At 71.0% G+C, this 26932-nt stretch carries 17 protein-coding genes and 1 pseudogene; 4 read left to right on the top strand and 14 right to left on the bottom strand.

Going from position 1 to position 26932, the window contains the following annotated elements:
* Nucleotides 1–3: 3 nt before the first annotated feature.
* Nucleotides 4–4524 (bottom strand): RHS repeat-associated core domain-containing protein, encoded by a 4521-nt coding sequence (locus FRADC12_RS03870; protein ID WP_052710669.1) that lies wholly within the window; start codon nt 4522–4524, stop codon nt 4–6.
* Between the two features lie 134 nt (nt 4525–4658).
* Nucleotides 4659–6185: a leucyl aminopeptidase gene (locus tag FRADC12_RS03875; RefSeq protein WP_045875588.1), complete on the bottom strand. Its 1527-nt coding sequence runs from the start codon at nt 6183–6185 to the stop codon at nt 4659–4661.
* Between the two features lie 149 nt (nt 6186–6334).
* On the opposite strand from FRADC12_RS03875, the gene gcvT reads away from it, so the two are divergent.
* From gcvT to FRADC12_RS03890, 3 genes are all read left to right on the top strand, one after another.
* Complete coding sequence (gene gcvT / locus FRADC12_RS03880; protein ID WP_045879052.1) at nt 6335–7465, top strand: glycine cleavage system aminomethyltransferase GcvT; 1131 nt, start codon at nt 6335–6337, stop codon at nt 7463–7465.
* 227 nt (nt 7466–7692) lie between these two features.
* Nucleotides 7693–9081: a dihydrolipoyl dehydrogenase gene (gene lpdA, locus FRADC12_RS03885; protein WP_045875589.1), complete on the top strand. Its 1389-nt coding sequence runs from the start codon at nt 7693–7695 to the stop codon at nt 9079–9081.
* Between the two features lie 399 nt (nt 9082–9480).
* A complete protein-coding gene (locus FRADC12_RS03890; protein WP_045875590.1) occupies nt 9481–10935 on the top strand; it encodes a 2-oxo acid dehydrogenase subunit E2 in 1455 nt (484 codons plus the stop codon).
* Between the two features lie 217 nt (nt 10936–11152).
* Here the strand turns inward: FRADC12_RS03890 and FRADC12_RS03895 are convergent, their stop codons facing one another.
* Entirely contained in the window at nt 11153–11641 is a 489-nt protein-coding gene (locus FRADC12_RS03895) for a DUF1203 domain-containing protein (RefSeq protein WP_052710670.1), read from the bottom strand.
* Nucleotides 11642–11943: 302 nt separating this feature from the next.
* Between FRADC12_RS03895 and FRADC12_RS03900 the strand changes: the two genes are divergently transcribed.
* Complete coding sequence (locus tag FRADC12_RS03900; protein WP_045875591.1) at nt 11944–13452, top strand: HNH endonuclease signature motif containing protein; 1509 nt, start codon at nt 11944–11946, stop codon at nt 13450–13452.
* Between the two features lie 176 nt (nt 13453–13628).
* Here the strand turns inward: FRADC12_RS03900 and FRADC12_RS28055 are convergent, their stop codons facing one another.
* From FRADC12_RS28055 to FRADC12_RS33985, 11 genes and pseudogenes are all read right to left on the bottom strand, one after another.
* The gene (locus tag FRADC12_RS28055) at nt 13629–14039 is read right to left on the bottom strand and encodes an SMI1/KNR4 family protein (RefSeq protein ID WP_232304106.1); all 411 of its coding nucleotides are present in this window, start codon (nt 14037–14039) and stop codon (nt 13629–13631) included.
* 109 nt (nt 14040–14148) lie between these two features.
* Nucleotides 14149–14571, bottom strand: coding sequence for a hypothetical protein (locus FRADC12_RS03910; protein ID WP_232303596.1), 423 nt, complete (start codon nt 14569–14571; stop codon nt 14149–14151).
* A 22-nt stretch (nt 14572–14593) separates the two neighbouring features.
* On the bottom strand, nt 14594–15478 hold the full coding sequence (locus FRADC12_RS03915) for an ABC transporter ATP-binding protein (RefSeq protein WP_232303597.1): 885 nt from the start codon (nt 15476–15478) through the stop codon (nt 14594–14596).
* On the bottom strand, nt 15475–16218 hold the full coding sequence (locus FRADC12_RS03920) for an ABC transporter ATP-binding protein (RefSeq protein ID WP_198152767.1): 744 nt from the start codon (nt 16216–16218) through the stop codon (nt 15475–15477). The genes FRADC12_RS03915 and FRADC12_RS03920 overlap by 4 nt, the downstream gene beginning before the upstream one ends.
* Nucleotides 16219–16239: 21 nt before the next feature.
* Nucleotides 16240–18669, bottom strand: coding sequence for a branched-chain amino acid ABC transporter permease (locus FRADC12_RS03925; RefSeq protein ID WP_045875594.1), 2430 nt, complete (start codon nt 18667–18669; stop codon nt 16240–16242).
* A gap of 37 nt (nt 18670–18706) precedes the next feature.
* A complete protein-coding gene (locus tag FRADC12_RS03930) occupies nt 18707–20122 on the bottom strand; it encodes an ABC transporter substrate-binding protein (RefSeq protein ID WP_045875595.1) in 1416 nt (471 codons plus the stop codon).
* A 268-nt stretch (nt 20123–20390) separates the two neighbouring features.
* Nucleotides 20391–21407 carry a TIGR01777 family oxidoreductase gene (locus FRADC12_RS03935; protein WP_045875596.1) on the bottom strand — a complete coding sequence of 339 codons (1017 nt, stop codon included), beginning with the start codon at nt 21405–21407 and terminating at the stop codon, nt 20391–20393.
* Between the two features lie 53 nt (nt 21408–21460).
* Nucleotides 21461–21736 carry a hypothetical protein gene (locus tag FRADC12_RS03940; protein ID WP_157488683.1) on the bottom strand — a complete coding sequence of 92 codons (276 nt, stop codon included), beginning with the start codon at nt 21734–21736 and terminating at the stop codon, nt 21461–21463.
* 562 nt (nt 21737–22298) lie between these two features.
* Complete coding sequence (tnpC, locus tag FRADC12_RS03945) at nt 22299–23756, bottom strand: IS66 family transposase (RefSeq protein ID WP_045875598.1); 1458 nt, start codon at nt 23754–23756, stop codon at nt 22299–22301.
* Nucleotides 23757–23849: 93 nt separating this feature from the next.
* A complete protein-coding gene (rpoD, locus tag FRADC12_RS03950; protein ID WP_045875599.1) occupies nt 23850–25064 on the bottom strand; it encodes an RNA polymerase sigma factor RpoD in 1215 nt (404 codons plus the stop codon).
* A gap of 833 nt (nt 25065–25897) precedes the next feature.
* Nucleotides 25898–26932, bottom strand: a pseudogene (locus tag FRADC12_RS33985) (hypothetical protein); the annotation flags it as partial.

A 26932-nucleotide genomic window follows, 5' to 3' on the forward strand; every position in this document is an offset into this window, starting at 1 on the left:
GAATCATGATACTAGGGCTTCGCGCAACCGCGTCTCCGATAGAGCGCCGCCGATCATAAAGTTCACGGGCCTGCCAGCCAGAGAAGTCAACTCATCTTGGAGGTCAGCGAGGCCCAGCCGGGCGAGACTTCCACCCTTGAGCGGACCGGTCCGAATTCCGCCTCCACGCAGGCCAACTCCCGCGGATCTCGCGGCCTCAAAGATATCCTCCCCGCCAAGAGCGATGTCATAATCACTTACTCTACCCCCGTCAAATGGCTCGCCGGTTCGAAAACTCCTTCCCGTCACCGAACTTCCCTGGAAGGTGGCGTCAGTGCCGTCGTAACCGGCACTCGATAGACCTTGCTTTAGAAGGGCACTAAATCGCTCGAAGTCCGAACGGCTGGAGAACCCCTTGGGGATGGGCAACTCTTCGTCGCCGCCCGCGTCTGCGCCCAGTTGCGACGGACCGTGCGGCGGCCTTCCGCCACCCTTGCCGCCGGCTCCGCCTGCTTGGGTGGCTGGGGCCTGGTCGCAGCTGGTGGCAAGGGACTGGCTGCCGGGGCTGTCGGCGCCGCAGAGCGGATTGGTGACCTCGGGTGCCTGGCCGGTACCGGAGGAGTCTCTGGGGCCGCTGAGGCTGAGTAGGAGGCTTCGGCAGGCTGGGTCGTCGACGCAGTCGGGAACCTCGTAGACGTAGCCGTCGCCGTTGCCCCAGCCCGCGGGGTTCTGAGCCGGCGCTGTCTTGATCTGGTCACTGGTGTCGGCGAGCGGATGGACGTCCTGGGTGGTGCCGGACACAGGCGTCGGACCGATGATGATCGGCGGAGGCGGAGGCGGAGGCGGCTGGATCCTCGGCGCCGGGCTCGTCTTGGCCCTGGGCGACGTCTTCGGCTGGGTCCTGGTTGGCGGCGGGGTGGTGCACCTCGTGCCACAGCCGCCTGCGGGCGTCACCGTTCCAGTGCCCGTCCCAGTCGCCGGCTTCGCCGGATTCGCGAGGACGAAGGGTCCGAACGGACGGTACGGACCGTACTTGCGGTATGGCGCCGCGGTCGGGGCGGGCTGAGGGGCAGTCTTAGTACTTGTGCTAAACATCGGCAGGATCGAGCCGGCCAGCCCAATGACGACCAGGCCGCCAGCGACCGTCGTTGTCAGCCAGCCGACGGGTTCCTCGTCAAAAGGAACCGACACTTCCGCCAGCCTGGTGCCTACGCCGACAAGATCTTCGAGATATCTGCCGGTGGGATCGTTGTTGCCGAGCGGGTTGGCGCCGGCGTAGGTGTAGAGGTTGTCGGCCGCGGTTCCGGTCCAGGGCAACGACGTGCCGTCGCGGCTGCTGAACGTGCCGGTTCCTGGGCTGTACCAACGGCTTTCCGCGTCGACACGGCCGGTAGTGGGGTCGGTCCAGGAGCCCTGGTAGCCGATACCTATATGAGTGATGCCGGCAGCGGTGGGCGTACCGAAGGGGTCGTAGCAACGCGAGTCGGCCAGTGCGGTGGCCGTCGGGGTCGCGGCGGCGACGAGGTCGCCGTGGGTGTTACTGAACGTGTCCCAGCCGCCGGCCCAGGAGCTGACCGCGAACGTGTCCCCGGCGGGGGTGTGGGTGTAGCCGTAGACGTTGTCGGACACGGGTTCGGACTCGGTGCCGGCATACGACAGCGCGGTGCCGTTACGGGTCGCGACCCGGCCCAGCGCGTCGTAGGCGTAGCTCGTCGTCGTCGACCCGGTCGTCTCGCCGGTCAGCTGGTCGAGCGCGTTGTAGCTGGTGGTGGTCGTCGTCGACCCGGCGGTCCGGGTACTCAGCGTGCCGCGCGCGGTGTAGCTGTACGACGCGGTGCCATCCGAGGTCAGCCGGTTACGGGCATCGAACGTGGCGGTCGTCCCGTTCACCGACGTCCGGTTGCCCGCGGCGTCCCAGCCGTAGGTGGTCGTCGTGTTCGCCTGGTTGGTGTACGAGGTCAACCGGTTGGCCCAGTCGTAGCCGTAGGACTGGGTACCAGCACCGGCCACCGACAGCGGGCCGAACGTCGTCGAGGTCAGGTTGTCGTTGTTGTCATAGACATACGACTGGCCCCGCAACGTCCCTGACGGGTTGGTCAACGTGTCCGACGCGGTCCGGCCCAGATCGTCGTACAGGAACGTCCGCACCGTGCTGTTCGCGTTCCCCGACGCATAGGTCACGGTGGAAAGCTGGCCGGCGTCGGTGTACGTCAGCGCCGCCGTCGTCCCCGTCGCGTTCGTCGTGAGCGACGTCAGATCGTCCCGGGCGTTGTAGCCGAACGTCGAGTTCGCACCCGCGTCATTGCGGCTGGTCACCCGGCCGTTCACGTCATATCCGAACGACGCGTTCCCCGCCGGCCCGGAGCTACCGGTCAGCAGGCCCCGGTCGTCGTAGGTGTAGGCCTCTGTGCCGCTCGGATGCGACGCCGACGTCAGCTGACTCGCCAGGTCGTAGCCGAAGCTCGCCGACGCTGCGGTCGCGCCGCCGCCCGTGCCGGAGACACCGGTGACGCGGCCGAGCTCGTCGTAGCTGGCGGTCTGGGTGACGCCACCCGGCTCGACGTCGGTTGTGGGTTTCCCGTTGGCGTTGTACGAGGTGGTCCAGGTGCGGTCCGCCGCGGCCGGGTAGGCCGTCGTCGACGGCTCGGTTGTCGTCTCGGGCAGGCCGAGGCTGTTGAAGGTGTAGGCCGTGACGTTGCCCTTGCCGTCGGTCGCCCGCGTCTTGTTACCCGCGGCGTCGTAGCCTGCGCTGCTGGTGATCGAGCTGCCGCTGGCGACCGGGACGGTGATGCTCCGAGGCTGGCTGAGGGCGTCGTACGTAGCGGTCGTGACGTGCCCATTGGGATCAGTCCGGCTCGTCGCGTTGCCGGCCGCGTCATAACCCGTCGACGACGAACGCAGGAGGGTGTTCGACGGCGAATACTGAGCCGTCGTCGTCAACCGGCCGGCCCGGTCGTAGGTGTACCGAGTCTGCCGGCCGAGCGGGTCTGTCACCGACGCGATGTGACCCGACAGGTCATAGCCGTAGTGGGTCAGCTTGCCCAACGCGTCGTGCGCGTCGACCAGCTCACCCGCGGCGTCGTAACTGGCCGTCGACGCGGCCTGTGTCGACACGTTCGCCCACGTCAGAACCCTGTTGACGTTCCCAGCGTCGTCGTGATCGGTGTAGGTCGTGTACGCGCCCTGCGGCGAACGCTCCGTCTCCGTCGTCGTCCAGCGCCGGTTCAGGTCGTCATAGCCAAACCAGGTCCAGGCGCCGTCCTGGTCGACGGTCGTGCGCAGGTTGCCGGCGTCGTCGTAGAGAAGACGCGTCACTCCCGCGGCGGAGGCACCCGTGACCTGCGGATCGGTCACCGAGACGGGACGGTTCAACTTGTCGTAGACGGTCGTCGTGACCTGGTTCGACGGATCGGTGTGCGTCAGCACGTTGCCGTTGCTGTCGTAGGTCCACTTCGCGGTCGGAGTAATCGCCGAACCGCCGGGCGGGGTGTACGAGGGAGCGACAGACTTGTACGGCCGGCTCAGCGTGTTGTAGCTGGTCGTCGTGACGTTGTTCCGGGCGTCCCGAGACTGGGTGAGATCACCAAAGGTGTCGTAGCCCACCTCCTCCGACGGCCGAGACGCGGCCGGAGCACCACCGTTCTCCTCGATCTGCTCCGACGGCTCGATCGTCTGCGCCAGTCGCCCACTGGCGTCGGTGACGAAGTTCGTCGTGTACGCCGGGTCGAGCGTCCCGCCGGACCCGTAGCCACGGGGATCGGTGACCCCGGTGGCATAGCCCCGCTGGTCACGCGTGTACGAGGTCACGTAGGTCGCGGTGCCGTCACCGAAGACGGTCTGCGAGGTCAGTCTGGAGGCGTTGTCGTAGCCGTAGTCGGTGCGCTCGGTCGTGCTGGCGCCGGAAGCGCTGGTGACGGTGGAGGTGACGTCGTTGTTGGCGTCGTAGCTGTAGCTGGTCGCGCGGGCGAGGCCGTTCGGGTCGAGGGTGGTCGCCGAGACCCTGTCGGCCTGGTCGTAGCTGGTGGTGACGGTCTGCTTTCCACCGCCGGTGATCTCCTGGGTCAGGTTCCCGGCGGCGTCGTAGGTCCTGTCGTCCAGGACGATGTCACGTGCGCCCGGGCCCGACAGAACACCGTTCACCAGGTCCGGCGGTCGGTAGCCCTTCAGCACCGTCTGCCGCGGCAGGTCATCCAACCAGTACGTGTGCTGCGTCGTCCGGCCGAGCGAGTCGGTCACCGAGGCCAGCCGGCCCGCCGGGTCATAGGCCCGCGACTCCAGAACCAGGTCGCGTGGCGTCGTACCGGCGACCGGGTCGTCGACAAAGTCCTTCAGCGTGGTCGTCGCGAGCTGGTTGTGATCCGTGTACGTGTAGGCCGTGAACGTCCCGTCAGGGTCCTTCGTCGTCGCGACGTTCCCGTTCGGGTCGTACGTCGTGCCGTACGTCGCCCAGTCGAAACTGTCCGAGCCGTCCGTCTGCCAGATCTGCCGGTCGTCGTTGTCGTACGTGAACGTCGTCTTCCGCTGCGTGTCACCACCCGTCGCCACCGTCGGTGATCGCCGCAGGTCAGCGCGGGTGATGTGCGGAAGACAGGGTCCCGGAACCTGTCGCGGCGCACGTCAGGAGACGGGCACACCAGTGGCCCGGCCGGGCCGGCCCCGCGACAGGGCCACGCGAAGGCTCAGGCGTCCGCCCGGTCCTCGGCCAGCTGGACGAGGGTGCGCACGAGGGCGCCGGTGCCTGCCTTCGGGGTGTGGCCGTAGGGCTCCCCGCCGTTCCAGGACGGGCCCGCGATGTCGAGGTGCGCCCACGGGATGCCGTCGGGGACGAACGCTGCCAGGAAGTGGGCCGCGACGAGCATGCCGCCGTCGCGGCTGCCGTTCGTCGGGACGTTCGCGAGGTCGGCGACCGTCGAGTCGAGGCCCTTGCGCAGCTCCGGCGGCATCGGCATCGGCCAGACGGCCTCACCGGTCGTCTTCGCCGCGGCGGCGACGGCCTCGACGGCCTCGTCCCGGCCCAGCAGCCCGGTCGTCCGCTGGCCGAGGGCGACGATCTGCGCGCCGGTCAGGGTCGCGATGTCGATGACCATGGCGGGCTGCTCCTCGCTCGCCCGCACCAGCGCGTCCCCGAGCACCAGCCGGCCCTCGGCGTCGGTGTTGAGCACCTCGACCCTGGTCCCACCGCGCAGGGTGATCACGTCACCCGGCCGGATCGCCGTCCCGGACGGCATGTTCTCCGCGCACGCCATCCAGCCGACGATCCGCGCCGGGACCCGAAGCCGCGCGACGGCGACCATGGCGGCGAGCACGGAGGCGGCGCCGGCCATGTCGGTCTTCATCCACTCCATCGACGCCGGCGGCTTCAGCGACAGGCCGCCCGAGTCGAAGGTGATCCCCTTGCCGACGAGGGCGAGCGTCACCCCGGCGTCGGCGCCCTCGGTGCCGGGCCACTCCAGCCTGACCAGCCGGGACGGGTTCGTCGAGCCCTGCCCGACGCCGAGCAGGCCGCCGTAGCCGCCGTCCGCGAGCTCCTTCTCGTCCAGGACCTCGACGAGAAGCCCGGCGGCGGCCGCCTCCTGCTCGGCGATCTCGGCCAGCCGGGCGGGGGGCAGGTGGCCGGGCGGCGTGTTCACCAGGTCGCGCACCAGCCGGACCGCGTCGGCGACCGTAGCGGCGTGCTCGACCACGCCGGTGGCCGCGTCGAGGCCCGCCTCGTCGACCAGGACGACGGCCTGCTCGACCGGCGCGAGGCGGCCCTTCGCCGACGTCGTGCGGAAGCTGTCGAAGCTGTAGGCGCCGAGCAGGGTGCCCTCGGCGACCGCGCGCACCGACTCGGGCGTGGCCGCGCCGCCGGCGAGAGCCAGCGTGGTCGCCACCCTGGCGGCGCCGGCGAGCGCGCGCGACGCCGTCCCGGCCGCGCGCCGCAGCGCCTCAAGGTCGGGCTCGCCGCTCGTCGCCGGCCCGACGCCGACGGCGACCACGCTGCCGGCCGCGATTGCGCCGAGGGTGGCGAACCGGACGACGTCGCCGGCCCGGCCGGTGGCGCCCACGTCGGCGAGCACCCTGGCGAGCCGGCCGCCGAGGGCCGCGTCCAGCTCGGCCGTGCCGCCGAGAGGCACCGGACCCTCGTCGCCGGCCGCGGTTCCGATCACCACGGCGTCCACGTCCAGGGTCTTCAGCGCTGCTACGGCGGCGGAGGCGGAGGTCATGTCCGAAGCCTAGTCAGCATTGCCCCTGTCGCAGGCCACCTCCGCCGATCCAGCCGGCGTGACCGGCCCGGCGCGCCTGGTCCGCGCTGCCGCCCCGGACGACGGCGGTGGCGGGTGCCGGGGCCGCCGGCCCGGCTACGCTGCGCCTCATGGCCGACGTTCCTGGCACCGACGCTGCTGGCACCCCGGTGCTCCTGCGCACCCCGTTGTTCGATCGCCACGTCGACGCCGGCGCCAAGCTGGCCTCGTTCGGCGGCTGGGAGATGCCGATCGAGTACGCCGGCGCGGGGGTGCTCGCCGAGCACCGGGCCGTCCGCGCGGCCGTCGGCGTGTTCGACGTCAGCCACCTCGGCAAGGCGCGGGTCGCCGGGCCGGGCGCCGTGCGGTTCGTCAACGCCACGCTGACCAACGACCTCGGCCGAATCCACCCAGGCCAGGCCCAGTACACGCTGTGCTGCGACGAGTCGGGCGGCGTCGTCGACGACCTGATCGCCTACCTGTACGGCGACGACGACGTGTTCCTGGTGCCGAACGCGGCGAACACGGCCGAGGTCGTGCGCCGGCTGGCGGCGGCGGCCGGTCCGGAGCTCCAGGTGACGGGCCTGCACGAGTCCTACGGGGTGCTCGCGGTCCAGGGCCCGCGGGCGGCCGACGTCCTCGCCGCGCTCGGCCTGCCGACCGAGGGCGAGTACATGAGCTTCCGCGACGCCGAGTGGAAGGGCCGGCCGGTCATCGTCTGCCGCTCCGGCTACACCGGCGAGCGCGGCTTCGAGCTGCTCCCCCGCTGGGAGGACACCGTCGAGGTCTGGGACGCGCTGCTGGCCGCGGCGGCCGGCGTAGGCGGGCGGGCCTGTGGCCTCGGTGCCCGCGACACACTGCGCACCGAGATGGGCTACCCGCTGCACGGCCAGGACCTGTCACTCTCGATCAGCCCGGTCCAGGCGCGGTCGGGCTGGGCCGTCGGCTGGGCCAAGGAGCGGTTCTGGGGCCGGGAGGCGCTGCTGGCCGAGAAGGCGGCGGGGCCGGCGCGGGTGCTGTGGGGCCTGAAGTCTCTCGACCGGGGCATCCCGCGGCCGCACATGCGGGTGCTCGACGCGGCCGGCACCGATGTGGGCGAGGTCACCAGCGGGACGTTCTCTCCGTCGCTACGGGTCGGCATCGGCCTCGCGCTGCTCGACCGTTCGGTCGCCGAGGGCGACCAGGTGAGCGTCGACGTCCGCGGCCGCCGCTCGCTGATGACGGTCGCACGCCCCCCGTTTGTCGCGTCCTCGCCCAAATAGGGCCGACCGCACGAGGCCGGCGCCAACTGGTGGTTGCGACAGCAACAGTTGCGGATTCGTGAACGTGACGATCCACACGGACCGACATCCTGTCCGGCCTGTTGCCAGCGCGTGAAAGACTGGACACCTGGGACCGACAACGGCCCCGCACGGGCGGCCGGGCGCGCCCACCACTGTCCGCGTCCGAGCGCCCTGCCGACTACGAGTAATGAGAAGGGGCCATTGGCGTGGCACAATCTGCGGCCGGTCCCGTCGACCTTGTCATCCTCGGTGGCGGAAGCGGCGGATATGCCGCCGCCCTGCGCGCCGCGGAGCTCGGACTGAGCGTCGTCCTCGTCGAGAAGGACAAGCTCGGTGGCACGTGCCTGCACCGCGGGTGCATCCCGACGAAGGCGCTGCTGCACTCGGCGGAGATCGTGGACAACATCCACGAGAGCGCTACCTTCGGCGTCCTGTCGACCCTGAACGGGATCGACATGGCCAAGGTGAACGAGTACAAGGACTCGGTCGTGGGCGGCCTGTTCAAGGGCCTGACCGGTCTGGTCAAGGCCCGCGGCATCGAGGTCGTCGCGGGCACCGGCAAGCTGACCTCCCCGACGACCGTGACCGTGGACGGACGGGTCATCGAGGGCCGGAACATCATCCTCGCTACGGGCTCGTACTCGCGGAGCCTGCCCGGCCTGGAGCTCGACCACGCGAAGGTCATCACCAGCGAGGACGCGCTGAAGCTCGACCGGGTGCCGAGCTCGGTCGTGGTGCTCGGCGGCGGTGTGATCGGCTGCGAGTTCGCGTCGGTGTGGCGCTCCTACGGCGCCGACGTCACGATCATCGAGGCCCTGCCGCATCTGGTCCCGCTGGAGGACGAGTCCAGCTCCAAGCTGCTGGAGCGCGGCTTCCGCAAGCGCGGCATCAAGTTCAAGCTGAAGACCCGGTTCGCCGGGGTGAAGACCACCGACCACGGGGTGACCGTCTCGCTGGAGGACGGCTCGACGGTCGACGCCGAGCTGCTGCTCGTCGCGGTCGGCCGCGGCCCGGTCACCGACGGCATCGGCTACGACGAGGTCGGCGTCGCGATGGAGCGCGGCTTCGTGCTCGTCGACCGCTCCCTGCGCACCAACATCCCGAACGTCTTCGCGATCGGCGACATCCGTCCGGGCCTGCAGCTGGCGCACGTCGGCTTCGCCGAGGGCATCTTCGTCGCGGAGCAGATCGCCGGGCTGAACCCGACCCCGGTCGACTACGACAACGTCCCGAAGGTCACCTACTCCTCGCCCGAGGTCGCCTCGGTCGGTCTCACCGAGGCCGTCGCCAAGGAGCGTTTCGGCCCGGACGCGATCACCAAGGTGACCTACAACCTCGCCGGCAACGGTAAGTCCCAGATCCTCAAGACCGCCGGCGCGGTCACCGTGATCGCGGTCAAGGACGGGCCGGTGGTCGGCGTGCACATGGTCGGCGACCGGGTCGGCGAGCTGATCGCCGAGGCACAGCTGATCACGAACTGGGAGGCGTACCCGTCGGACGTCGCCCAGCTGATCCACCCGCACCCGACGATGTCGGAGGCACTCGGCGAGGCCCACCTCGCCCTCGCGGGCAAGCCGCTGCACACGCACGACTAGCCGGTCCGGGGCGGCGGCCACCGGCCGTCGCCCCGGCCGGGGTGCCTGCCGGAACGGCGACGGGCCTCCCGCCAGATCGGCCTAGCCGATCGGGGAGGTCGTCGGTCTGGGAGGCCGAGGTACCACCCGCAACCAGCCAGGCACCCGCCGGCACCCGGTCCAGCCGAGTGCCGGCACCGCGTTCGCAGGTGCCCAGCCGGCCGGCGGACGCCCACCCGGACGCGGCGCCGTGCCGCCCATCAGCCCGCCGACCGCCTGGTCGGCGGACCGTTGGGCGGGGCGACGCCGCGACGCGGCGGGCGACGCGGCCGGGGTCCTGCCGGATCGGTAAGGCCGATCTCGGGAGGTCTGGGTCGCCACCGCGCGCACGGCCCCGGATGACACAGGAGTCCCGCAGGAATGTCTGTATCCGTCACGATGCCCCGCCTGGGCGAGAGCGTGTCCGAGGGCACGGTCACCCGGTGGCTCAAGCAGGAGGGCGAGCACGTCGAGGCCGACGAGCCGCTCCTCGAGGTCAGCACCGACAAGGTCGACACCGAGATCCCGGCACCGGCTTCCGGCGTCCTCTCGTCGATCAAGGTCGCCGAGGACGAGACCGTCGAGGTCGGCGTCGAGCTCGCGGTGATCGAGGACGGCGCGGCGGCCCCGGCGGCCGCACCCGCGCCAGCCGCCGCCGCGGCTCCCGCGCCGGCCCCGGAGCCGCCGCCGGCTCCCGCCACTCCCCCGCCGCCGCCGGCACCCGCCGCGGCCGCTCCGCCGCCGGCCCCTGCGCCCGCTCCGGCCCCTGCGCCGGCACCCGCGCCCGTTCCGGCCCCGGTGCCGGTGGCCGCCGCTGCCTCCTCCAACGGCGAGGCCCGCTACGTCACGCCGCTGGTCCGCAAGATGGCCGCCGAGCTGGGTGTCGACCTGGGCACGATCAAGGGCACCGGGCCTGGCGGCCGGATCAGCAAGCAGGACATCGTGGACGCGTCCCGGGCCGTCCCCGCCGCCGCGCCGGCCCCCGCCGCGGCCCCTGCGCCGGTTGCCACCCCGGCCCCGGTTGCCTCCCCGGCCCCGGTTGCCATCCCGGCCCCGGTCGCGGCTCCGGCGCCCGCGGCAGCCGCCAAAGCTCCCTCCGCGCCCGTTCCGGCGCTGCGCGGCAAGACGGAGAAGCTCTCCCGGCTGCGGACCGTCATCGCCAAGCGGATGGTCGAGTCGCTGCAGGTCAGCGCCCAGCTGACCACCGTCGTCGAGGCCGACGTCACGAAGATCGCCAGGCTGCGTACGCAGGCGAAGGACGCGTTCTACGCCCGTGAGGGCGTGAAGCTGTCGTTCCTGCCGTTCTTCGCGATCGCCGCCTGCGAGGCGCTGCGCGAGCACCCGGTGCTGAACTCCAGCGTCGACACCGCCGCCGGCACGATCACCTACTACGACGTCGAGCACCTCGGCATCGCGGTGGACACCGAGCGCGGCCTGACCGTCCCGGTCATCCACAACGCCGGGGACCTGAACCTCTCCGGCATGGCCCGCAAGATCGACGACCTGGCCAAGCGCACCCGCGCGAACCAGGTCTCGCCGGACGAGCTCAGCGGCGGCACGTTCACCCTGACCAACACCGGCAGCCGCGGCGCCCTGTTCGACACCCCGATCCTCAACCAGCCGCAGGTCGGCATCCTCGGCACCGGGACCGTCGTGAAGCGGCCGGCCGTCGTCGAGGACCCGAACCTCGGCGAGGTCATCGCGGTGCGTTCCACGGTCTACCTCGCGCTGACCTACGACCACCGGATCGTCGACGGCGCCGACGCGGCCCGTTTCCTCACCACGGTGAAGGCCCGCCTCGAAGAGGGCTCCTTCGAGGCCGAGCTCGGCCTCTGACACAGGGCTCCGGCTCCGGTCGGCCCCGTCGCATCCCCAGTGGACGTGGCAGGGCCGACCGCGTTTCGGGGGCACGACTCTCGTCTGACGACGGCGGCCAGGCTGCCCGATCGAGCCGATCCGGATCGAGGCCGGCCCGGGTGAGGCTCGGCTGTTCCCGGTGCGCTCCGTGACCCGCCCGCGCCCGCAGCTCGGGTGTGGCCCGGCAACGTCGTGGTCAGCGAGCGCGGCCGACGCGGGTCGCCCAGCAGCCACGGCTCGCGTTGTGGACGTGAACGTGGTCGCACGCCGCGAGGGCGAAGAAACGGTCGAGCGTCACGGCCAGGCTGGTGCCTTCGATCACAGCAGCGTCGATCATCATCGCGCCATCGTCGAAGGCGCGGACCGACAGCTGCCGGCCGGTGAGCTGCGCAGGGAGGGTGGTCAGGTCCTGTGGGGGCTCGCAGCCGCCCCGGTGCAGAAAGATCGGGCTCGCTGACCGGTACGGGCTGTCGGCGGTGAACGGATCGTGGGACACGAGGACCACCTCCTCGCCAACGGCCGCGTCCCGAAGGCACTGCCGGCAGGGGTAGCCCGGGTGGACGTCCGCTGTGTACCTGGGTGCGTCTGGGCTGCTGGCACGTAGCCGGTCGGCCTCGCCAGGATCGATCGGCTGAAGGTGGTAGGTGACGGCGGCAGGGGCCGGGGCGGCGGCGATCACGGTCATGCGACCATCATCCGGGCGCCAGCCCGCCTTATCTGGCAGGTTTCCGCCACCTCGCTCCTCGGTCGTCGCCGGGCCCGGCGCCCCTTTGGCGGCGGTCGCTGGCCGAAGGCCGCCCATCTGGCGAGACATCGGGTGGCGCCATCGCCTCCCATTCGATTCTTCAGGGCGGCGGCCCGATGCATTAATGCGACAGAGAACACCAGGGAATTCTGCCTGATGGCTTTTCACCGACCTAACTCGACTCGTCAGGCGCCCAAGCTCCGCGCGTTTGCACATTTCCGCCACGGCGATATCATGAACCTATGTTCGAAGCACGTGACGACCATGCGCCGTCGTCCCACAGCGGGTTCCCCGACGGCACTTCCCCCGGCCTCCCGTCAACCCACAATTCCTTTGCCGTCTCTCCGAGCAGCAATCCGCCAGCAAGCGACCCTTCGTCCAGCAACATCCCTCTGCCAGATTCCGAAACCGTCATCGGGTTGCTCGGGACACTGGACGCGGTCGACGCCACATTCGACGACATCCTCGCCGGATTGGCTGTCTGCGACGCATCGGCGACGTTGTCGCTGGCGGCCCGACTGGCGCGACTGGCCGCCCGGTTGGAAGGGCTGACCATCCGCACGCACGTCCATCTCGCGCAACTACGCCCGCCCGGTCTGGGTGACGAGACCGGCGACCCATACTCGGCGTTCGCTGCTGACGAGCTCGCAGCCGAGCTGGCGCAGTCACCACGGACAATGTCGAGCCGGCTCTCGACCGCCTGGGAGATCGCCGACCAGTTGCCTGCCGCGCTGGCCGACCTGACAGCCGGCCTGCTCGACCACACCCGGCTCGCCGCGTTGCACCAGCTCACCGCGTGCCTCACCGCCGAGGAACGAGCGACCGTCGAGGCAGCGATGCTAGCCGGTGGCCGGCTCGCTTCCCCGCCACGGTGGCGCCGGAAGATCCACAGGCTCGTCGCCCGGCTCGATCCCGACGCCGCCGCGAAGCGCCGCCGGCAAGCGCGCGCCGGCCGCATGATCGGCATCCAGGCGCTCGACGAGGGCATGGCAACGCTGACCGCCGTACTGACCGCCGAGGACGCCCGGGCGATCTACGACCGGATCAACCAGATAGCCAGAACCGACGCCCGCACCGACGGCGACACCCGCTCGATCGACGCCCGTCGCGCCGATGTCCTCACTGCGCTGCTCCTCGGCAACCGGCGCGAACACGTCACCGTGGAACTCCAGGTCATCGCCTCCGTTGGCACTCTGGCCGGCCTGGACGACAACCCGGCCGAACTCGTGGGCTTCGGCCCGATTCCCGGCGAGGCCGGCCGGGCGTTGGCCGCCGACGCCCGCTGGCGACGCGTCCTGACGGACCCCGTGACGGGCACCGTTCTCGACCTCGGTCGGCGCAGGGTCCCCACCCCGGAACTGGCCCGTCTCGTCCGCCACCAACAAAGCCGCTGCGTGTTCCCAGGCTGCGGCATGCCCGCAACTCAGACCGATATTGACCATACCGTCGCCTTCGCGGACGGCGGCGACACCGCACTCGACAATCTCGGCCTCTTGTGTAGACACCATCACCGCGCAAAACACCGAGGAAATTGGCAATTGGACCAGCCTCAACCCGGCGTCTTCCGCTGGATCGGCCCAGTCGGCCGCGAGTACATCACCGACACGCACGACAATGATGGGGAATCCCTTCTGCCCCACGAGGACCGTGGCAACTGGACCTCCCCCGCGCCCAACTCGATCCGGGCACGATCTGGCCGTCAGCCGGTACCCCACCAGCGGGCTCCGCTAGACGAGCCCTGCCGCTTCTAGCAGCCGACGCACTCCTGGCCACCCCTCACCGAGGGCCGTGTAGTGAAGCCCGCGTCACGGGCGGCGCGGATCGAAACGCGCGACCGCGACGATGACCTTCACAGCCATCGACCGCCCCATCGCGGCCACACCACCGGGGCCACGCCCGCCTGGGGCATCTGACTGCTCTGCAGGGTTCAGGTTGAGATCGTGTTTCCCGCCCAGCCGCACCAGAACGACGCAAGATCATCAGAGATGCTCGTCGCTTCGCGTTCGATCGGCGACCAGATGAAGACGGCGCACGATCCGTCAAGCCGCATGCAGAACGGATTGCCCGTCCCGTCGTCACCGAACCCGAGGTACGCCCGGCGGTCTCGCCCCTCCAGCTCCCAGGCCTCGCTGTTGTCCTGAACGATGCGGGAAAGCGGCCACACCACGAACCACTGCCCGACCCGGTCGAACACGCCGTTGCTGGCAGCGAGGAGGTCTCGCAGCGCCAAGGGGACCAGCACGTGAAGCCTGGACTCGGCCGCCGAGATTTCGGCCTCGTCAGCACCCTGCCGAAGGTCGTAGCCGTCGTGGACGCTGATCAACGCCGGCCAGTCCATCGTCACCGGCCTATCCTTCCGGGCCGACTGCCGCTCCCTCCAACCGGAGTCTCTGAACCAGGCGAGGAAGCGAGGTCGTCGAGGCATTGCGATGACATTCGCGGTGGCTCTAGCCGGCGGCGACGACAGGAGCCTTGGTCGACGGTTCGAGTTCCGCCGGCGGCGGGTTCGGCGAGGACTCCGTGGATGCTGCTGCCTGCGCTCGTGGCTGGAACGCGGCGACCACCTGGTCGACCTGGCTTTGCGACTCGTAGACCTGGCGCAGCAGCCAGAATCGGAGGAACCGTGCCAGGGAGGCATACAGGAAGACCGCTCCGCCGGCACCGGTGACCCCGACGAGCCCGATGGCCAGGACGATCTGCGACTGGATGTCACGGGGGTCGCTCAGGTTGCGGGAGGACTCGTACACCAGGAGGTCGGCGGTGATCCCGCCAGCCATCAGGACGATGCCCACGACCTGCAGGACGCCGTCCCGCCGCGCGTCCCCGGTCCGTATCTTCAGCCTGGACACGTCGGCCTTGAACTGATCCACTCGGCCTTGTTCCATCGTTCCTTCACGCTCCCAGGTATGCGGCGGAGATGTTCGCCTCGACCTCTGACGGTGCGCCGGCGTCGACGATGCGGCCATGGAGCATGACTGCCACCCGGTCGGCAATCGGCAGGACCGTGCGGGCGAACTGTTCGACGATGAGAATCGACATGCCGTCCGCCGCGAGCCGGCCGACGATCTCGTACAGCTCCCGTACGACCCGCGGGGCGAGCCCCATCGACAGCTCGTCGAGCAGCAGGACAGCCGGGTTGGTGCCAAGTGCCCTGGTCAGCGCCAACATCTGCTGCTGGCCGCCGGACAACGTGCCGGCCAGTTGCCCGCGACGCTCCCCGAGAATCGGGAACCTCGCGTAGGCGACCTCCTCGACGCCCGCGAACGAGGCGCGCGAGCCGCGCGGCCGACCTCGGCCGAGGCCCCGGCCTCGGCCGTCGACCTGGCCTCGGCCCTGGGCTTCTCCCTGCGCCTGGGCCTGGGACATCATCCAGAGGTTCTCCCGGACCGTGAGATTCGGGAAGATGCCCCGCCGCTCGGGGATGGTGCACATCCCGAGGCGCGCCAACGCCTCGGCCGAGGCTCCCGTCACCGTCCGGCCGGCGAGTCGCAGTTCCCCCTCCGAGGGCGGGTGCAGGCCGCAGCACACGTTCAGCGTGGTGGTCTTGCCCGCGCCGTTCGGCCCGAGCAGCGCGACCACGGAGCCCGCCGGTACCGCGAGGTCGACCCCGTGCAGCACCTCGATGGGGCCGTACCCGGCGTAGACGCCGACCAGCTCCAGCAACGGCGCCCCTGCGGCTGCGGTCCCGCGCGCACCAGGCCCAGCCGCGAGCGGCCCAGCCGCAACGGGCCCAGCGACGACCGGCCCAACGGCACCGGCCGGATCTATCGCCGTCATGTCGGGTCCGTCGGCGTGGATCCCAGGTAGGCGTCAATTACCGCGGGATCGGCGCGGACTACCTCGGGAGGACCCGCTGCGATGACCTTGCCATAGTCGAGCACGTAGATCATCGTGCAGACCCCCATGACCAGCGTGACGTCGTGTTCCACCAGGCAGATGGCGAGGCCGTCCTGCTCGGCGAGACGGTGCAGCAGGCGCCCGAACGCTTCCGTCTCGGGCTCCGTCTGGCCGGAGGCCGGCTCGTCCAGCAGCAGTACCCTGGGCTTGGTCATCAGGGCCCGGCCGAGCTCGACGAGGCGAGCCTGCCCGGTGGGCAGCTCGGCGACGTCCCGGTCGGCGACCTCGGTAAGCCCGACGAGGTCGATGACGCGGCCGGCCTCCCGGTCGACGTCGACCCTTCCCCCGCGTCGCCAGGTGTTGCTGATCTGGCCGGCGGCCCTGATGTTGTCGCGCACGGACAGGGAGACGAACGGTTCCAGGCGCTGGAAGGTCCGGGCGAGGCCGCGGTGCGCCCGCCGGTACGGCGGCAGCCGGGTGACGTCCGCGCCGTCCACGAGCACCCGGCCCCGGGTCGGCGCGAGCAGCCCGGTGACGATGTTGAACAGGGTCGTCTTGCCGGCCCCGTTCGGGCCGATCAGCCCGGTGACCCGCCCCGGCTCGGCCGACAGCGAGACGCCGTCGAGCGCCAGGTTGCCGCCGAAGCGGACCGAGACGGCCTCGGTCTCAAGCATGGCCACGGCACGCCTCCCTGCTCGCGGTCACGGCACGGGCACCGGGGCGGCGGACCTGACACGGGCGTCGGCGGGCGGCCGCGCGGTCGTGGCCCGGCTGGCGGTGACAGCGGGCGGTTCAGGCAGCCCGAGCGCGCGATCGAGCAGCGCGCGGTGGGCGGGCGTGAACGGGACGTCGACGCCGACGAGCTCCAGCCGCACCTGGCCGGCGACCGGCAGGGCGACCGCCCGACCGGCCGGCGAGGCGCCGGTCCGACTGGCCTGTGAGGCGACCGGCCAGGCGGTCGGGGAGACGCCCGGCCCAGCGGCCGGCGAGGCGCCCGACACCGCCGGGACCGCCCGCGCGGCCAGCCGGTCCAGCACCGCCGAGGTGATCCGTGGCAACGCCGCCCCGAGCACGGCGGTGAGCGCGACGAACCACCAGTTGCTGATCGTGTCCGTGTAGGCGAGCAGGTAGAGACCGGCCTCGACGGCCAGACCGGCGCCGAGCATGACCCGGGCCCGCCGGAACACCGCGTACCGCTCGATGAGGTCGTGGACGAAGCCGGTCGGGTTGCGGGACAGCGAGACCCCGATCAACGCGGGCAGCACGGTCGAGAAGTGGCCGAGGAAGGAGAAGATGCCGTGCAATGTCGCGTGATCGGTGCCGACCTTCGCGAAGACGTCCTGGAGGGCGACGAAGCCGACCCCGGCGAGCAGCCCACCGGCGAGCGCGCCGCTGACGTAACCGATACCCGCGACTACCACGGTCATGACCAGCCCGAGACTGACGAAGATCGTGAACCGGTCCGGGCTGACCGACACCACCGCCGCCGACATCAGCGCTCCGCCGACGCCGGCGATCGCCGCCGAGAGCATGAAGACCGACAGCTTGAGGCGGACGGGGTTCTGCCCGAGCGTGGCACAGGCGGCCGGGCTGTCCTTGAGGGCGACGAGCCGCTGGCCGTAACCGCTGCGCCGTAGGGCCACCATCAGCACGCCGAGCACCGCGAACAGCACGGTCACGACCATCAGGAACTGGCCGCCGTTGGCCAGGTCGACCGGCCCGAACCGGGGCCGTGGCACGTTGAGGGTCCCGTTAGGGAAAATCGAGAACTTGGTGTGTACCAGCGGCAGCACCCTCGGCACGGTGTCCGCGACCACCATCGTCGAGACGAACACCCCGAACGCCATGGTGGCCAGGGCCAGGTAGAGGCCCCGCAGGCGCAGCGCCGGCAGCGCGACGAGCGCACCGACGACCGCGCACACCGCCGCCGCGAGCAGCAGGCCCCAGATCGTCATCCGGGTGTCCACGCCGTGCCCGGTGATGCCGTAGTGGTACGCGATGATCGTGCCGATGGCGCCGAAGGACACCGGAGCCAGGTTGATCTCCCCCGCGTAGCCGGTGAGCGGGACCAGCGACAGCGCGATGATCGCGAAGGTCATCCCGGTGACCATCGTGTTGACGACGGTCGGGGCCATGATCTCCTTCAGCAGGAACATCACGACGACCAGGACGACCGCCCAGGCCACGGCAGAGCGCATGGCCGGGACGCGGAACCGTTCGCGGGCGCGGGTGATCGTCGCACCGCGCAGCCGGTCCTGCGGCAGCCAGAGCAGCACGACGAACAGCATGATCATCGGCAGCGAGATGCGGAAGTCCGACGTCCACGTCCACCGCTCGCTCGGGAAGTAGGCGAGCACGTAGTTGTTCGCGAGGCCCAGCACGACAGCGCCGAGGAACGTCAGCGGGACGCTGCGCAGCCGGCCGAAGACCGCGGCGGCGAAGGCGTCGATGACGAGCAGGGTCAGGGCGTTCGGGTCGAGCGAGCCGCCCAGGATCGGCGTGATCAGGATGCCCGCGAGCGCCGCGAGCATCGCGCCGAGCGCCCAGGACAGCGTCGCCAGCCGTTCCGGGCGCCCGCCGGACAGCCGCAGCAGCGGCGGGTCGTCGACGACCGCGCGCATCCCGACGCCGGTGCGGGTCCGGTAGAAGAAGAACCGCAGCCCGACGGCGATCACGACCGCCGTGGCCAGGGCGATCAGCTCGTGGTAGGTGATCCGGCTGCCGGCGATGCGCACCTGGTGGGTGCCGCCGAAGAAGTAGTCGAACCGCCGGGGGACGGTCGGGTCCCAGATCCAGTTCGCGAGGGCCAGCGAGCCGACGGTCAGCGCGACCGTCACCGTGATCCTGGTGATCTCTGTGGTGTCCCGCAGGCCTCTCATGATGGAAAGGTGCAGCAGCACCCCCAGGGCGGGCGCGAAGACGCCGAGCACGGCCACGAGCGCCAGTGGGGCCGGACAGTGCCAGCCGAACCGGACCTGCCAGTAGACGAACGCCGACAGCATCGCGATCGAGCCGTGGCCGAAGTTGAAGATGCCGGACGTGGTGCAGGTCAGGACCAGTCCGGAGGCGGCGATCCCGTAGATCCCGCCCAGCACCAGGCCGAGGATCGTGTACTGCAGAAACTGCTCCACTGCTGCGCCAGCCGTTCTCGAAGGTGTCCTGCCCGCGCTAGGCCTGTGGCCGGATGGCCTCGTCCGTCAGGTAGTTGGTGGCGATCCGGTCGGCGTTCAGCTTCACCGTCACGAAACCGGCCGGCAGTTTCACCGTGTAGGTCGGCGAGCAGTCGAAGGCGCCCAGCTTCTTCGGGTAGACCTGGACGTACCTGGTGCCCTGCAGGCGCAGCAGCATGCCACAGGTCGGTCCGTGGTTCCCGCCGGGGTCGGAGGCCGCGTGCAGGCCACCGCCGGTCCAATGGGTGATCTTCGAGAGCTGGTTGACCATGCACTGACGGGTCAGCGTCGAACCGCATTTCTTCGCGGCTGTCGCCCACAGCAGGAAGGACGAGGTCGCCTGCGCGCCGAGTTGGCTGACGTCACCGCCGTCGGCCTTGACCACGTCGATGTACTTCTTTACGGCCGGGGCCTGGTCGGCCTGCTCCTGCGGGATGTAGGCGGTCCGAACGTAGACGTTGTCGGCGAGGTGGTTGGCGTTGAAGTCGGCGAAGCCCTGGGTGTAGTTGTTGGTCTCCGTCAGCCAGAGCGGGTGGAATCCGACCTGGTCCGCGGCCTGCAGCGCGTTGTAGAGCTGGGGGCCGGCCGACAGCGTGAACCAGACGACCTGGGCCCCGCAGTCCTTCAGCTTCTGCATGAACGGCTTGTAGTCCGGCTCGCCGAAGTAGTTGACGGTCTGGGTGCAGGGCAGCCAGTTCCAGCCGAACGGCTTCGACGCCGCCACCCCGCGCTTCGTCGAGTAGTTCTCGGTCGCCAGCGTCGTGGTGTACTCGGCGGCCTTCTTGATCGCGTCCGGGTACAGCTTGGCGAACTGGGCGAAGAACGCCCCGACGGTCTCGTCGGCCGGGTTCGGGACCGCCTGGTACTGCATGGGCCCGTTGGCGAACTCGGGGCTCACCGAGAAGGTCGGGACCGACACCAGGTCGCAGGCGACCCGGGTCTGCTCACCGGCCGAGTCGAGGGCCCAGCCCTGGCCGACGAGCATGAAGGCCGAACGGCAGGCCTCCGTCATCACGTTGTTGGTCTCGGTGATCTTGGCGTCGTAGAACGTGCCGTTGACCTGGCGGCCGTTGACCCCGCCCTGGTCGTCACACCACTTGATCATCGCCTTGACGGCGTCGCCTACCTCGTGCGAGAGGCCGGGGCTTCCGGTGAACCCACGGTCATCTCCGTAGGCGATGTTGATCGCGGTGTCGGTGACGCCCAGGTCGGTCGCGCCCTTGGCGTTGCCCGGCCCGCACGGGCTCGGCAGGTCTCCGAAGGTCTGCCCGGCTGGCGCGGCGGCCGTCGCCTGGCCGGCCGCCCCGCCGCCCCCGTCGGGATTCGCGCCCCGATGGCCGGAGGCACAGGCCGCGACCAGCATGACGACGACGACCGGCACGCCAAGTAGGCGTAATCGGGACTTCCTTCCCATGGCACACCCCTCATCGGGAACACCGATGCCGTTGCGCTACCGCTCATCACGAACAGCCGACAGAGCGGACTGACGGCCCCGTCAAGCCCATCCCGCGAGCCCCCGGTGGTCGGGAACCGTATCCACGTTGAATCTGATGGTCAATCAGCGAAGCTCGTGGTCGGCCGCGCGAGGCCCTCGGCATGCCAGGTCACTCCGGCGCCGATCGCGGCGATAGTCACCTGACGTACCGTCAGGCCGGAAGGAGATTTTCGGGCCGGGGCCGCGCTCAGCGGTTGAGGACGGCGCGCAGTGCCCCGGACAGCTCGGGGTGGCGGAACTGATAGCCGGCGGCCTGCAGGACACGCGGCACGACCCGCTGGGAGGCAAGCGCCCCTTCGTCGGCGAGCCCCCCGACGACGGCGCGCAACGCCAGCCGCGGCACGGGCAGAGCAGCGGGGCGGCGCAGCACGGCCCCGAGCGTGCGCGCGAACTCGGCGCCGGTGACGACGCCCGGGGCGACCAGGTTCACCGGCCCATGGACCGCCGGCCCGCCGGGCACCACCGAGGCGCGGTCATCGGCCACGGACCCCGCGACGCCCGCCGGCCCCGCGACGCCCGCCGGCCCCACCACGCCACCAGGCCCGGCGGCGGCCAGCAGGAACCGGACAGCCCCCACCCAGTCGTCGATGCTGATCCAGGACACCCACTGCCGGCCCGAGCCGAGCCGCCCGCCAACGCCCAGCCGGAACAGCGGCAACTGCCGGGCGAGCACACCGCCCCGGCCGGCCAGCACGATCCCGGTGCGCAACAGGCACACCCTCACGCCCGCGTCGGCCGCCGGCGCCGTGGCGGCCTCCCAGGCGCGCACCACGTCGGCGAGGAACCCGGTTCCCGCGGGAGCCGTCTCGTCCACCGGCTCGTCGGCGGCGGTGCCATACCAGCCGGTGCCACTGGCCGAGAGCAGGACGAGCGGCCGGCCGCCGTCACCGGCGCCCGCGCTCACCCTCGCTGCAAGCGCGCCGGCGAGCAGCCGGGTGCCGTGGATCCGGCTGTCGAGGATCTTCTGCCGGTAGGCGTCGGTCCAGCGGTGGTCACCGATCCCCGCGCCCGCGAGGTGGACCGCCGCGTCCGCGCCGGTCAGGACAACGGCGTCGAGCTGGCCGTGATCGGGGTCCCAGCGCGCCTCGTCGGGTCCGCGGGGCTCACGGCGCACGAGCGTGACGACGGCATGCCCGTCCGCCCGCAGCGCTGGCACCAGCGCCGACCCGAGCAGCCCGGACGCCCCGGTGACCACGACCCGCATGTCCTCACCATCCCCCACCGGTGCGCGACCGAATCAGCCCGCGAGAGAGCGGACTAGCCCTCCCCCGACCACGCCTTCGTGGAGAGGGTCATCGCGAGGTAACGGGCAAGCTGGCCGAGCGGCTCATCGGGGTAGACGCCAGCGAGCTCCTCGAGCAGACGTGACGCGACCATGGTCTCCGCCTCGGTCAGCAGCACGGCGTGCACCGAGATCGGCCGATCCAGCCGCCACGACAGCACACGGGCGAACTCGTCGCGTTCCCACGGCTCACCGTCAAGGTCACGCGCGGCGTTGGTCAGCCGGGCCACCGGTTCAGGACTGCCACTCATGTCGGGCCTTCCTAGTAGCAGCACCCGGCCACCCACCGGAGAGACAAGACCGACCGCCCCAACCCAGCCAAGAACCGCCACGCAGCCACGCGATCCCGCAGAGGCGGCCCGACCGTCTAGAACCGCCACGCCAACCCGACCAGGCAATCCCGAGAGGTGGGACCGAACCCGCCAGGAACCGCGCCGCCAACCGGACCACGCAATCCCGACCGGCAGACCGGACCCCCCAGTTCCAGCCAAGAACCGCGCCGCCAACCCAACCACGCAATCCCGACCGGCGGACCGAACCTGCCAACCCAGCCAAGAAACCGAGCAAGAAACCGAGCCAGATACGCCCCCAACCCCCGACATCCACATTTGCGGACATCAGAGGTTGGGAGGGCGCTCAGCGCCCGAGGCGGCGGGGCCGGAGGCGCGAAGCGCCGTCTCCGGCCACGCCGCCTTATTCGAGGTAGTCCCGCAGTTTCTGCGACCGGGACGGATGACGCAGCTTCGACAACGTCTTCGACTCGATCTGCCGAAGTAACTAGTCAGGTGTTTCTTGGCTGACGGTTACTGGTTGTCACGCGGTGGCGGTGGGGGCTTGGGTGTTGGTGGGCAGCCAGGGGCGGCCCTCGGCGAGTTGGACGAGGGCGTCGAGCATGGCGAGGCCGTGTTTGGCGGTGGTCGAGAGGTAGCTGCGCAGTGCGCAGAACTGGCGGGCGCCGGTGAGGGAGCGCAGGCAGCCGGAGACCTTCTGTCTCAGCTTGACCATTCTGATGTCGCGCTCCGGCCCGTTGTTGTCTGGTGGGATGGCCAGGTTGTTCAGGAAGCGCAGGTAGTCGGCCTCGCGGTCGGCGAGGCGGCGGGCCAGGGCGTTGTGCTTACGCATCAGCTTCGTCGAGCGGGCCTGGGTCTGGCTGATCCCGATCTGGACGGCGTGGCGCAGCCGGCGCAGCGGCTCGGCGGTCGCTTCGGGAGCGAGGGCGGTGGCGCCGGCGGCGCGGGCGTCGGCGGCGAGCCGCTCGAGGTCGACGAGCGCCTCGCCGGCCTGCGTCGCCCAGCACCAGCCGTCGGGCGGCGACGTGTCTGCGACCGCGGTCAACTCCCGCGCCACGTGGGCACAGCAGAGCTGGTGATCCGTCTGGACGTAGGTGTCATACGGCGACCAGCAGTCGTGCACCGCGACCCCGGTGTAGCCGGGCAGCACGCCCAGGTAGGCCATCCCCTCGACGCCGCGGCGGAGGTGGCAGACGAGCAGGGTGTACTTCTCGGTGCGGGCGCAGTGCACCCAGTGCAGCTTCCCGGCGACGCGCAGCCCGGTCTCGTCGAACCCGGCGACCGGCGCCGCCGCGATCTCGTCGCGGACCCTCGGGAGGAACTCCTTGGCCAGGCGGGCCGCGGCGCGGGCGAGCATCGCGGCGACCGTGCCCGCCGACAGCGGCGTGCCGAACAGTTCGGCCATCGCGGCGGCGGCCCGGTCGCGCGCCAGGAACTGGCCGCCATAGAGATAGAGGACCGTCGCCTCGACCCGCGGGCCGTACTGGACCGGGGCGTCGGCCCCGCGCGGTGCCGCCGCCCGGGTCCGGGTCCCGCAGCAGGCGCACTCCCGCTCGACCAACCGGTGCTCGACGACCAGCGGGACCGGTTCCGGCAGGTCCACGACCTGGCGCCGCTCGACCGAGGTGACCGCCGCCAGCACCAGCCCGTCCCCGCAGCCCCGACACACCGCCGGCTCATGGGTCACGACCCGGCCCGGGTCCGCGGCCAGCCTCAGCGTCGACCCCTCATGCCCTTCCTGACCCCCCGGCTTCCGGCCGGTCCGCGCACGCCGCGACTTCGGGTCCGGCTTCCCCAGCCCGTCCGAGCTCGGCGGCTTCGAGGAGTTCCGCGAGCTCGTCGCCACCTGGGCCCGCAACGCCTCGATCTCGGCGTGCGCCTTCTCCAACGCGGCCCGCAACCCGGCGACCTGCGCGGCCTGCGCCACGACCAGCACCGCGAGCTCGTCATACGACGGCGCGGGCTGATCGACGGAAGACACACGATCAACCTACGAGACGGTCACCCACCGCACCCACCCCGCGCCCACACCGATCGTCACCAAAACGACCCGACCTGCGACAACAGCAAAAGATCAGGAGGCCTGACTAGTTACCTGCCGAATACGCTCCCGCGTCACCCCGAACTCCCGGCCAACCTCCTCCAACGTCCGCGGATGCCCATCCGTCAACCCGAACCGCAGCTGGATGACCTTCTTCTCCCGGTCCGACAACGTGTGCAACACCGAGTCCAACTGCTCCTGCAACAACAGGAAACTCGCCGCGTCCACCGGAACGACCGCGTCCGAGTCCTCAATGAAGTCACCGAGGTGGGAGTCCTCCTCCTCACCGATCGGCGTCTCCAGCGAGATCGGCTCCTGGGCGACCTTCTGGATCTCCCGGACCTTGTCCGGGGTCAGGTCCATCTCCTTCGCGATCTCCTCCGGAGTGGGCTCACGGCCCAGATCCTGGAGCAGCTGCCGCTGGATCCGGATCAGCTTGTTGATCGTCTCGACCATGTGGACCGGAATACGGATCGTCCGCGCCTGATCCGCGATCGCCCGCGTGATCGCCTGCCGAATCCACCACGTCGCATACGTCGAGAACTTGTAACCCTTGGTGTAGTCGAACTTCTCGACCGCCCGGATCAGACCCAGGTTCCCCTCCTGGATCAGATCCAGGAACAGCATCCCGCGACCGACGTAACGACGGGCGATGGAGACGACCAGCCGCAGGTTCGCCTCGACGAGGCGGCTCTTGGCGACCTCACCGTCACGCTCGACCCACACCAACTCCCGGCGAAGGTCGCCCACCAGCCCGGCGGCGTCCGCGGCGAGCTTCTCGGCGGCGAACAGGCCGGCCTCGACCCGCTTGGCGAGGTCGACCTCCTCCTCCGCCGTCAGCAGCCGGACACGGCCGATCTGGGAGAGGTACTGGCGGACGCTGTCGTGCGACATGCGGTCGGCGGCCGACGGCGCCGGGCCGGCCTCACGCTCGTCGTCGTCCTTCTCGGTCTCCTTCTCGGCTTCCGCCTCGGCGGTCGCGTCGAACTCGGCGTCCTCGGCCTCCTCCTCGTCACCCCCGGCGGCGCGCGGCGTCGGGGTGCCCTCGGCCGGCGGCGGTGGCTTCTCGGCCTCGGCCGTCTTGCGACGCGAGGCCGCGCCACCGGCGGCGGGCCGGCGCGAGCCCTTCGTGGCTTGCCGGGGGGCCTGCGCCGTCGGCTGCCCCGCGCCCTGGGCACCGGGCTCCTGCGCGGACGACTGCCCCGAGGACTGCGTGACAGGCTGTGTCGCGGGCTGTGTCAACGCCACCCCTCCCGAATTCTGTTGCCGGAATGACGATGATGGACCGATCTGGCGTGATCGACCGACCTACAGTAATCGCTCAGGAGACCAAGACTGGGGAATGCGCACGCGTTCGCCAAGATCGCACCTCCTCCGCTCTCCCGTTCGACCCGCGTCGCCCGCCGCGGCGGGCATCACCGATGTATTGACCGAACTGCGGTGTTGTAGTATAGTGGCGGGGTTTCGCCCCCAGGATACGACACAGTTGGCTGTGATGGGCGGGAGCGGGCCGGCCTGTTGGCCGCAGACCCAGCCGTTCGCAAGCCGAGCCAAGACCGCGTGTCGTACTCCGGGCGCCTTCCCAACAGCAGCGCGGTCTCCCCGCGACACGCCTCCCCAGGTCCGTCCACACCGACCACCGGGAAGCGGACGTTCCAGCCGCTGACGCCGCATCTCGCCGTCCTCGGGACGCTACCCCACCGGACAGTGTTCTCGAGCCCCACAATGTCGGTCCTTGCCCGCCCAGGTGCCGCCCAAGCGGACGGGGTGCTGTCCCCCAGCTCGGTTCGACGCCTTCCGATCCGTCCCGGGCCGGCATGCATGACCCGCATACTTTCGCACGTCGGCGCGGTCAAGGCGGGTGGCGCGCGGAGGGCATGACACGAGGCCACCGTGCCGAGCTGCTCGGACTCGTCCATAACTGCCCATCTCCCCGGCCGGGTTGGCGCGGCCACACCGGCGAGCGGGCCCGTGATCGTCCCGAGAGTCCCGCCATAGTCGCACGATCTGGTACCCGTCACCACACCGTCACGGAACATCTCGGGGCCGACCCGACCGGCGAGTACTCCAGGCCGTCCGGGTCAGGCCACCGGGATGCGCTGCGAGATGCGCCAGCCGTCGGCGGTGCGCACCAGCGTCACGTCGCCCCTTTTCGGTTGCTCCCCGTCCTTGTGCGCGAGCACCTTCCCCGCGGCGTCCAGGAAGTTGTACGCGTCAAGCTGGTCGGTGACCCGCAGGACGGTCTGGTCGGTGCCCTGCTGACGGACCTCCAGGTCGAGGATGTGCGTCGTCAAGGGCGTGGTGTGCGCACCCCGGCCGGCGACCTCCCGCAGCGACTGCAGGTCCTGGACGTAGAGGGCGCTGCCGACCTGGTAGACCGCCGCCAGCGCGGCCTCGTCGTCGCGCTCGAACGCCTGGCTGCGCTTCACGTTCAGGCCGGCGAGGACGGTCCGCCACGCCTGGTCCGGGGCCGGGCTGGCCGAGGCCGGCTGGGCGGGGCCGGGCTGGGTCGTGCCGGGCTGCGCGGGACCGGGTTGGGCTGTGCTGGGCCGGGTGGTGCCGGGCTGCGCGGGACCGGGTTGGGCTGTGCTGGGCCGGGTGGTGCCCGTGCGGCCGCCGGCCGGCCCGGCCGCGGCCGACACCGCCGTGCCCACGTCGCGCTGACCGGAGGACCCGGACCTGTGCAGCAGCAGCACGGCGGCAATGACCGCCGCCAGGCCGACCCCGGCCGTCGCGGCCAGCAGCCAGCCGCGCGGCCCACGCCGCCCCCCGCGGCTGCCCTGCCGCGGGGGGCGGGCGCCACTCCCCCGCCCGGCCGGCCGCGCACCCCTCCGCTGCTCGGAGGACTCTCCAGGTGGCAGCCGGCCCGCCGGCCGTGGCCTCGACGGACCGCCGATGCCGTCGGGCCGTTGGCGGCGGGCGCGGGCCGGGCCGGGCCGGCGCGCCGCGGCCGCATCGCCGAGCGGCGCCGGGTCTTCGTCCGGCGGGAGCACTGGAAGCAGGGCGGCGTCACGATCGACGACGTCCCCCTCCAGGATCGCGCCGTCGGCGGCCAGGCCACCGGGGTCGCCGTCGCTGTCCTCTCCCGGTGGGCCGCCGTCAGGCCCCGGCCCATG

The organism is Pseudofrankia sp. DC12 (genome assembly GCF_000966285.1).
In the GTDB taxonomy this organism is placed as follows: Bacteria; Actinomycetota; Actinomycetes; order Frankiales; family Frankiaceae; genus Pseudofrankia.

Coding starts and splice junctions, on each gene's coding strand:
- FRADC12_RS03875 (WP_045875588.1), bottom strand. CDS start 6,185: ATGACCTCCGCCTCCGCCGCCGTAGCAGCGCTGAAGACCCTGGACGTG.
- gcvT (WP_045879052.1), top strand. CDS start 6,335: ATGGCCGACGTTCCTGGCACCGACGCTGCTGGCACCCCGGTGCTCCTG.
- FRADC12_RS03890 (WP_045875590.1), top strand. CDS start 9,481: ATGTCTGTATCCGTCACGATGCCCCGCCTGGGCGAGAGCGTGTCCGAG.
- FRADC12_RS03895 (WP_052710670.1), bottom strand. CDS start 11,641: ATGACCGTGATCGCCGCCGCCCCGGCCCCTGCCGCCGTCACCTACCAC.
- FRADC12_RS03900 (WP_045875591.1), top strand. CDS start 11,944: ATGTTCGAAGCACGTGACGACCATGCGCCGTCGTCCCACAGCGGGTTC.
- FRADC12_RS28055 (WP_232304106.1), bottom strand. CDS start 14,039: ATGGACTGGCCGGCGTTGATCAGCGTCCACGACGGCTACGACCTTCGG.
- FRADC12_RS03915 (WP_232303597.1), bottom strand. CDS start 15,478: ATGACGGCGATAGATCCGGCCGGTGCCGTTGGGCCGGTCGTCGCTGGG.
- FRADC12_RS03930 (WP_045875595.1), bottom strand. CDS start 20,122: ATGGGAAGGAAGTCCCGATTACGCCTACTTGGCGTGCCGGTCGTCGTC.
- FRADC12_RS03935 (WP_045875596.1), bottom strand. CDS start 21,407: ATGCGGGTCGTGGTCACCGGGGCGTCCGGGCTGCTCGGGTCGGCGCTG.
- FRADC12_RS03940 (WP_157488683.1), bottom strand. CDS start 21,736: ATGAGTGGCAGTCCTGAACCGGTGGCCCGGCTGACCAACGCCGCGCGT.